This is a genomic window from Thiolapillus sp., from assembly GCF_048562965.1.
GTDB lineage: Bacteria > Pseudomonadota > Gammaproteobacteria > Chromatiales > Chromatiaceae > Thiolapillus > Thiolapillus brandeum_A.
Map to the genome: position 1 here is coordinate 1 of NZ_JBHNMF010001579.1, position 551 is coordinate 551.

General features: G+C 50.1%; 1 protein-coding gene. It reads right to left on the minus strand.

Annotation, left to right across the window (positions count from 1 at the left end; all coding sequences use genetic code 11):
* Positions 1-74: 74 nt before the first annotated feature.
* The gene (locus tag ACOCD2_RS25605) at positions 75-290 is read right to left on the minus strand and encodes a hypothetical protein (RefSeq protein ID WP_419626405.1); all 216 of its coding nucleotides are present in this window, start codon (positions 288-290) and stop codon (positions 75-77) included.
* Positions 291-551: the final 261 nt, after the last annotated feature.

The following is a 551-nucleotide window of genomic DNA, read 5'->3' on the forward strand; positions in this document are numbered from 1 at the left end:
TGTTATGAAACCAACCGAAGAAGCCTATTCTCAGTTCCAATTCTAATGTTATTCAAGATCGACAAGTTTTAGAATCAATCCAAACGCTGCCAGCCATGGAGAGCGAAGCGAAGGCTGGTAGCCCCCAGTAGCCGCGAGGCCGCACTGCTTACCCGTCGTGCGCATAGCGCCAGAGGGGAAGCAAAGTAGGCATCCGAACGCGGCGTCCAGTCATTGGGAGACAAGTACGGAGCAGCAACGAGCTTGCGAAGTTGTTGCGTAGTGCTGGGTGACCAGGACGGCTGGGGCACCAATAGGTTGTCAAAGGCCGAGTCGATTTTGGGGACTGGGATGTCCCAAAATCTATCACGAGGTCGAAGACACACTTGAGCCCCCTAGCTTCGATTCAGTTGAAGCAGAAATTAGGGAAAAACTCGTAAAGCTGGATTTGCTTGATGACGCACCAGGGGAGAAGAAAGAAAACAAATCGTCTGAAATACAGCTGTACAGGCTGCGGCATCAATGTATGGGGAAAACCGCAGTTAAAAATAAACTGCGTGGATTGTGATTTA